This is a genomic window from Kitasatospora sp. NPDC058965 (assembly GCF_042741245.1).
Classification (GTDB): Bacteria; Actinomycetota; Actinomycetes; order Streptomycetales; family Streptomycetaceae; genus Kitasatospora.
This window is the reverse complement of the sequence record NZ_JBHYKG010000012.1, coordinates 56,891-62,968: the sequence shown is the minus strand read 5'-3', so window position 1 is coordinate 62,968 and position 6,078 is coordinate 56,891. Positions and strand designations below refer to the sequence as shown.

Here is a 6,078-nt window from a genome sequence, read left to right as displayed (position 1 = left end):
CACCGGGGCGGTGGCCCGCCCCCGCTGCGCTCGTGTTGTCAGCCCCCCCACAGAGCCCAGCGCAGTTCCGAAAGTCGGCCAGACCGACTTCTCCTCACCCGATCCGACGTCCCATGACGGCCTGTTTGGGCACCAGCGGAGCCGGCCCGAGCTTCAAGAGCGACGACCGATCTCTCTACAAAGCGACAGCTTTCGGCGGCCCGACTGCCCTGAATGGTCCACCGAGTTCCGGACCCTGTTGACCGGGCTCGGTCTGTCCTACGTCATCGAAGGTCGTGAGGGCAGGACGGTCGGAGCACGCACACGGAAACCGCTGGGGCTCGCCCGCGAGCGGCGCGTATTCTGTCGGGCCATGTGCTACCACGCGGTCAACGGAGCCTTCCGGCACTACGTGTGCGTCACGTGCCGGCTCGCCTTCAAGGGCAGCACGTGGCCGATCCGCAGGCGTGTCTGCCCCGGGTGCCGCGGACAGTTGGCCTTTGCCGGCTACGACTTCGCCGCGCCCCGACGGCGTGACACGAAGGCCTGGTCCGTTGTGGCCACCGTCCTCGCCGAGGGGCTGACCTACGATCACCGCCCCGGCTGCGGGTGCTCGCCGCTCCCCTCGTTCCGGCCCCGGACCCGCGCGCAGGTGCGTGTCCGGCGACGCGCGGCCGAGCGGCTGGGTGTGCCGCTCGCGGTGGCCCTGGCCCGCCGCGACGCCTTCACGCCGGAGAGCCGCGACGAGCAGCCGGCCGTGCCGCCCGCCGCGAAGCGGGACACCGCCTGAGCGGCGCGCCGGCGCGGCCGGTGACAGGGGACTGCAGCGGACCCCGCCAGTCGGCCACGACGAGGGGACCGGCACGCAAGCCCCGGTCGAACCTCGCCCCGCCGCAGTGAGCAGCCCCACGTCCAGGTCCTCAGGGGCCGGCGTCGGAGCGGTGTGGCAGAGTCTGCGCATGCTCGACATCGTGGTGAGGACGGAGCGCCGGGAGCGGCATGTCCGCGTGTCCGCCGAGGAACTGGCCGCCTTGGTCGGACGCATCGGTGGTGACGGCGACCGGTTCCTGGTGGTGCAGCGGGTGCCCGATCTGCCGGACGTCTTCGCCCAGGTCTGGCACCAGGCCGGTGGTGACTACACGGTGGAGTACCGCGACGGCGCCGCGGACCGGCACTTCCAGGTGACGGTCGACTCGGCCGAGGTGGTGGCCACGACCCTGGCCGGGTGGGCCCGGCAGGAGGGGGCCGGTTGGGACGGCGGTCTGGCCTGGTCCCTGCTGGACACGGGTCCGGTCCGCGAGGTGCCGCCGCTCGACCTGGGCGACGACGAACGCGCGGAGTTGGAGCAGCGCGTGCGCGAGGTGCTGGTCGGCGGTTACGCGACCCGTGCCGAACTGGCGGAACTGGCCGAGGAGTACCTGGTCACCAAGGACCGCCGACCCCTCTCGCGCGAGCAGGCGGAGGCGCTGGCGGACCGGTTGTGGCTGGAGCGGGTCGCGGAGCAGGCCGACTGGCAGGGCGAGACCGATCCCGAGAGGCTGACCCGCGCGTTCACCGCCCTGGAGGAGGCGGGCATCACCGCCCGCGAGAACTTCACCTGCTGCCGCAGCTGCGGCCAGGCGGAGATCGGCGCCGAAGCCGGGCCCGACGCGCGCGGCTTCGTCTACTTCCACACCCAGTGCACGGATTCCGCCGCGGCCGGGGGCGGGCTGATGCTGCTCTACGGGGGCTTCGACGGGTCGTCCGACACCACGGCAACGATCGGGCACGAGCTCGTGGCCGCCCTGGAGGCGGCCGGCCTGCCCACGGACTGGGACGCGGACCCCGGTCGAGCCGTCCACGTCACCCCGCTGGACTGGCGCCGCCGGTTGGTCGGTTAGGGGCCGGCGGGCCGGCTCGCCCGCTCGACTCGGACGGTTGGTCGAGCGGCGTCGTCCATGCGGCCCCGTCCCGTACCGGGACGTCGCTCTCCTCCGGCTGTCGGTCGGACCGGGACGCGGCCTGGTCAGCGTGCCATGGACCGGCCCAGCTCCCGTGTCTTCCGGCGGAGTTCCTCACTCCAGTCCTGTCCGTCCTCGCCGGTGGCCGGATCGATGCTCGGCGGCGGCTCCCAGCGCACCGCGACGCCCGCCCGCTCGGCGAGGGCCAGCATCGTGATGACGAATCCCTCGGTCAGGGCTCGCACGACGGCATGGTGAGTGCCTCGGTGCCGGGCCAGGAGGGCGGTGGCGAAGACTTCAAGCACTCCGGGATCGACCTGGCACTCGTCCGACTCCATCGGCCCGATACCGGAGGGGAGACCGAGCTCTTCCTCGAAGATCCCGACTTGACGCAGGAACAGCCGTGATGCCCCGTTGGACGGGTTCCAGAGGGTCTCATCACCCATGTCGTAGTACTGGCTCACTCGGCGCCTCCCTGCGTGTCCGACCGGGCCGGCCTTCGTGGCCCGTGCGGACCTGTCACGCTGGTTCGATCTCGTACTGGTACACGAAGCGCCTGGTCGTCGTGAGGTCCGGGTCCACCGCGATCGCCAGTCCGCTGAAGGCCCAGTTGTCGCCGTTGCCATGGACGTAGGATCCGCCGCCGACAGTCCGGTCGGAGTCCACCCAGAGGCTCTCGTCGCACCGCAGCCCCGCCGTTTCCTCCAGGGTCCGGCTCAGCGGGAGCAGGTAGAGCCTGCTGAGGCAGGGCAGTTTCCAGCCGCGCTCCTGAGCCCAGGTGACCGCTTCGTCCCAGGTCGCCTCGTGCTCCGACACCCTGTACCCAATGATGGCCACTGGCCCTCCGTCCCGTGTCGACCGTGTCCCAGGAGGATAGGTCGGCCACGAGGTGCCCGGGTCGGCGGGCCCCTCCGGCGTGCCGGCGCGACCGAGGGCGGACGACGGACGGGCGCACGCAGACGAGCAGCACGAAGGCCCTGTCCGTTGGTCGGACAGGGCCCGGAGAGCGTCGCGGTCAGTGCTGCGGGGTCCTGCGGCGCAGGGCCAGTGCGCCGGCGTGCAGGGCGAGGACGAAGGCGGCCAGCAAGGCGAAGTGGACGAACCAGGCGCCGGCCATGGTGGGCCCGCCCCAGGACGTCCTGGTGTCCGGCTGGGCCAGGGGGAAGCAGATCCCCCGCACCAGGAAGTCGAACCAGAGCACGGCGCCCGCCAGGGACATCACCAACCCCAGTGGCAGTCGGAGCACACCGGATTGGCGCACGTTCAGGAGGTGCACCGGGGCAAGCAGCAAGCGGCGCACGATTCCACCCGTCATTGGTCCTTCTCCGACTTTCTCGTCGTCCTGGCAACGTGACCATCCTGGTCGGTCGCCGGAGGACCGGGTATCGGGTGCGCCCCCGACTCGCCCCTGAACCGTCCCGGAGGGGATCCCGGGCCCTCCGCCGGGCGGCCGCCCGGGGGCCTCGAACGCGGTCCCGCGGCGGGGCCGGTCCCGGGGTGGGCGATACGGCAGGACGTACCCGGTCCTTCGGTCAACTTCTTTGTGCCATCCGCCAGTACGGCGGCCGGACGGGCCGGAGCAGACTTACCGGCACGGGCCGCACCGGGTGCGGTCGGGTGCAGGACGGGACGACGTACCAGAGGGGGCAGCACATGGGTGTGCAGCAGTACGACCGGATCGGTGAGGCGTTCGAGGGGTTCAAGGCGCTGCCGTTGATCCGGTACGGGGAGGTGCCGAGCTTCCTGGGGATGGTCGGGGACGTCAGCGGAAAGTCGATCATCGACCTGGCCTGCGGAACGGGCTTCTACAGCCGGGAGTTCAAGCGGCGCGGCGCGGCGGACGTGTTCGGCGTCGACATCTCCGGCGAGATGATCGCCGTTGCGCGGGGGATCGAGGAGCGCGAGCCGCTCGGGGTGCGCTACGCGGTCGAGGACGTGGCCGAACTGCAGCCGCTGGAGCGGCGGTTCGACATCGCGCTGGGCGTGCAGTGCCTCAACTACGCCGGGTCGATCGCCGAGCTGGAGCGGATGTGCCGCACCGTCCACCAGAGCCTGGTGCCCGGCGGGGAGTTCTTCGTCTTCGCTCAGAAGCCGGACTACCAGTTCGACTGCCTGACCCTGGAGACGTACGGGTTCCGCTGCGAACTCGTCGGCGAGGAGATCGAGACGGGCCCGCGGGTGCGGGTCACGGCGCTGTTGGAGCCGGAGCCGATCAGCATCGTCGGCTCGGCCCCGCGCCGTGAGGTCTACGAGGCGAGCCTGCGGGCCGCCGGGTTCGGCGAGCTGGAGTGGGTCCCGGTGCAGGTGTCGGCCGAGGGCATCCGCGAGTTCGGCGAGGACTTCTGGGCCGACGTCCTCGCGCACCCGCCGCTGGAGATGCTGCGCTGCCGCGCCTGAGCGGGCGGCGCAGTCACGGCCGAGCCGTCTCCTCGTGCACCCAGGCGAGGTAGGCCGGGGAGGCGGTGGCCACCGGGACGGCGATGACCTCGGGAGTGTCGTACGAGTGCTGCTCGGTGACGAAGCCGGTCAGCCGGGCGGCGAGGTCGGCGCGGGTCTTGAAGTCGATGCGCCATTCGCGGGAGTCGCGGACCTCGCCGTCCCACCAGTAGACCGACTGGACGGGGTACACCTGGGCGCAGGCGGCGAGGCGGGCCCGGACCACGGCGGCGGCCAGGGTGCGGGCGGCGGCCTCGTCGTCGTGGGTGGTGGTGACGACCACGAGCTCACGGGTCGTCATGTCAGCGCCCGCCGAACGGGTGCAGGCCGAGGGACACGGCGTGCCCCGCGGTGTCGTCCCCCGCGCAGATGTCGTCACGGGCCACCATGAGTTCCATGCGACGAGGGTAGTACGCAAGCCATGGACCAGGGCACGGGCACGGATGCCGGCACGGACGCGGATGCCGGCACGGACGCGGGTAGGGGCAAGGGCATGGACGAGGACACGACCGACACCGGACCGGCGATCCGGCCGGTGGTGCGGGAGACGTACGGGCCGGCCGACCTCGGCGGGGCGCCGATGTTCGGCGGCGGGTTCATCAACTTCGGGTACTGGCGCGGCATCGACCTGGCGGAACCGCTCACCGAGGCGCAGCGGATCAGCAGCCAGCAGGAGCTGTACCGGTACGTGCTGGCCGCCGCCGCGCCCGGCAGGGCGGACCTGCTGGAGGTGGGCAGCGGGCTCGGCACGGGGTGCGCGCTGGCGCTGCGCGAGTACGAGGGGGTGGCGGTGACCGGGATGGACATCCACCCGGACCAGGTGCGGCGGGCCCGGGCCGCCCAGCCCGGGCTGCGGTTCGTCCGGGGGGCGGCCGAGGCGATGCCGTTCGGGGACGCCGAGTTCGACGTCGTGATCAGTGTGGAGGCCGCCCAGCACTTCGCGGACCTGGCCGCCTTCGCGGCGGAGACCGCCCGGGTGCTGCGCCCCGGCGGACGGGTCGCGCTCGCCGGCTTCTTCACGGTGGACGACGCCCCGGGCCGCCCCGACCAACTCGCCGCCATGCTCGACACCTTCGCCAACGGCCTCGACGTCGCCCGCCCGGTGGCGGCGCTGACCGCGGAGTTCGCCGCGGCCGGGCTCACCGACGCGCGCGCCGAGTCGATCGGTGCGCAGGTGTGGCCGGGGTGGGACAGCTGGCTCAGCCGGTGGTGGGCACCGGACACCTGGCCGCGGAACTTCCTGCGCGCGTACCGGGAGGGCATCCTCGACTACTACCTGGTCACCGCCGGGCGCCCGGTCGGCGGCACGGCGGCGGACCGGACGGGTGCGATACTGCCGCGGTGATCCTTCCCGCCGGCGCAGGCACTGCCGACCTCCTCGAAGTCGTCCGCATCACCGACCCGATGGGCTGGTTCGGCTGGACCGATTCCGTCCCGGGCGAGACCCTCGACCTGTGGACGGACGCGCAGCCGGTGCTGGACCTGGTCGCGGCGATGCCCGCCGGGACCCGGATGCGCTGCTTCAGCCCGCGGTACGCGCTCCGGGCGCACGCGGACGCAGGAGTGTTGTTCGAGATCGCGTTCTGCTTCGAGTGCCAGGTGGCCGGCCTGTACTCGACCGCCGGGAAGCTGGCGAGCCAGACCTTCGACCCCGCCGCTGCGCCCGCCGTCGACCTGCTGCGCCGCTTCCGGCGGGCGGCGCGAGGCTGAGCGGGGGCGGGGC

General features: G+C 72.5%; 9 protein-coding genes. 5 read left to right on the top strand and 4 right to left on the bottom strand.

Going from position 1 to position 6,078, the window contains the following annotated elements; all coding sequences use genetic code 11:
* Window positions 1–769 (top strand): hypothetical protein (locus ACFW1A_RS04065; protein ID WP_380403716.1); only part of this gene is annotated, 769 nt, incomplete at its 5' end.
* A 169-nt stretch (window positions 770–938) separates the two neighbouring features.
* On the top strand, window positions 939–1,859 hold the full coding sequence (locus ACFW1A_RS04060) for a DUF6891 domain-containing protein (RefSeq protein ID WP_380403713.1): 921 nt from the start codon (window positions 939–941) through the stop codon (window positions 1,857–1,859).
* 125 nt (window positions 1,860–1,984) lie between these two features.
* On the opposite strand, the gene ACFW1A_RS04055 is transcribed toward ACFW1A_RS04060, so the two are convergent.
* From ACFW1A_RS04055 to ACFW1A_RS04045, 3 genes are all read right to left on the bottom strand, one after another.
* Window positions 1,985–2,383 (bottom strand): DUF6086 family protein, encoded by a 399-nt coding sequence (locus tag ACFW1A_RS04055; protein WP_380403710.1) that lies wholly within the window; start codon window positions 2,381–2,383, stop codon window positions 1,985–1,987.
* 55 nt (window positions 2,384–2,438) lie between these two features.
* A complete protein-coding gene (locus ACFW1A_RS04050) occupies window positions 2,439–2,735 on the bottom strand; it encodes a hypothetical protein (protein WP_380403707.1) in 297 nt (98 codons plus the stop codon).
* Between the two features lie 199 nt (window positions 2,736–2,934).
* Window positions 2,935–3,138, bottom strand: coding sequence for a hypothetical protein (locus tag ACFW1A_RS04045; protein ID WP_380403704.1), 204 nt, complete (start codon window positions 3,136–3,138; stop codon window positions 2,935–2,937).
* Window positions 3,139–3,572: 434 nt separating this feature from the next.
* Here ACFW1A_RS04045 and ACFW1A_RS04040 point away from each other — a divergent pair, with 434 nt between their 5' ends.
* Complete coding sequence (locus ACFW1A_RS04040; RefSeq protein ID WP_380403701.1) at window positions 3,573–4,316, top strand: class I SAM-dependent methyltransferase; 744 nt, start codon at window positions 3,573–3,575, stop codon at window positions 4,314–4,316.
* Between the two features lie 13 nt (window positions 4,317–4,329).
* Here the strand turns inward: ACFW1A_RS04040 and cutA are convergent, their stop codons facing one another.
* Window positions 4,330–4,656, bottom strand: a complete 327-nt coding sequence (gene cutA, locus ACFW1A_RS04035) for a divalent-cation tolerance protein CutA (RefSeq protein WP_380403698.1) — start codon at window positions 4,654–4,656, stop codon at window positions 4,330–4,332.
* 192 nt (window positions 4,657–4,848) lie between these two features.
* Here cutA and ACFW1A_RS04030 point away from each other — a divergent pair, with 192 nt between their 5' ends.
* Together ACFW1A_RS04030 and ACFW1A_RS04025 are read left to right on the top strand one after the other, a co-directional pair.
* On the top strand, window positions 4,849–5,700 hold the full coding sequence (locus ACFW1A_RS04030; RefSeq protein ID WP_380403696.1) for a class I SAM-dependent methyltransferase: 852 nt from the start codon (window positions 4,849–4,851) through the stop codon (window positions 5,698–5,700).
* Window positions 5,697–6,065, top strand: a complete 369-nt coding sequence (locus ACFW1A_RS04025) for a hypothetical protein (RefSeq protein WP_380403692.1) — start codon at window positions 5,697–5,699, stop codon at window positions 6,063–6,065. Before ACFW1A_RS04030 ends, ACFW1A_RS04025 begins: the two co-directional genes overlap by 4 nt.
* Window positions 6,066–6,078 lie beyond the last annotated feature (13 nt).

Bases quoted from the DNA above. Each gene is read 5' to 3' on its own strand.
- ACFW1A_RS04060 (WP_380403713.1), top strand. From the start codon at position 939: ATGCTCGACATCGTGGTGAGGACGGAGCGCCGGGAGCGGCATGTCCGC.
- ACFW1A_RS04045 (WP_380403704.1), bottom strand. From the start codon at position 3,138: ATGTCCCTGGCGGGCGCCGTGCTCTGGTTCGACTTCCTGGTGCGGGGG.
- ACFW1A_RS04040 (WP_380403701.1), top strand. From the start codon at position 3,573: ATGGGTGTGCAGCAGTACGACCGGATCGGTGAGGCGTTCGAGGGGTTC.
- cutA (WP_380403698.1), bottom strand. From the start codon at position 4,656: ATGACGACCCGTGAGCTCGTGGTCGTCACCACCACCCACGACGACGAG.
- ACFW1A_RS04030 (WP_380403696.1), top strand. From the start codon at position 4,849: ATGGACGAGGACACGACCGACACCGGACCGGCGATCCGGCCGGTGGTG.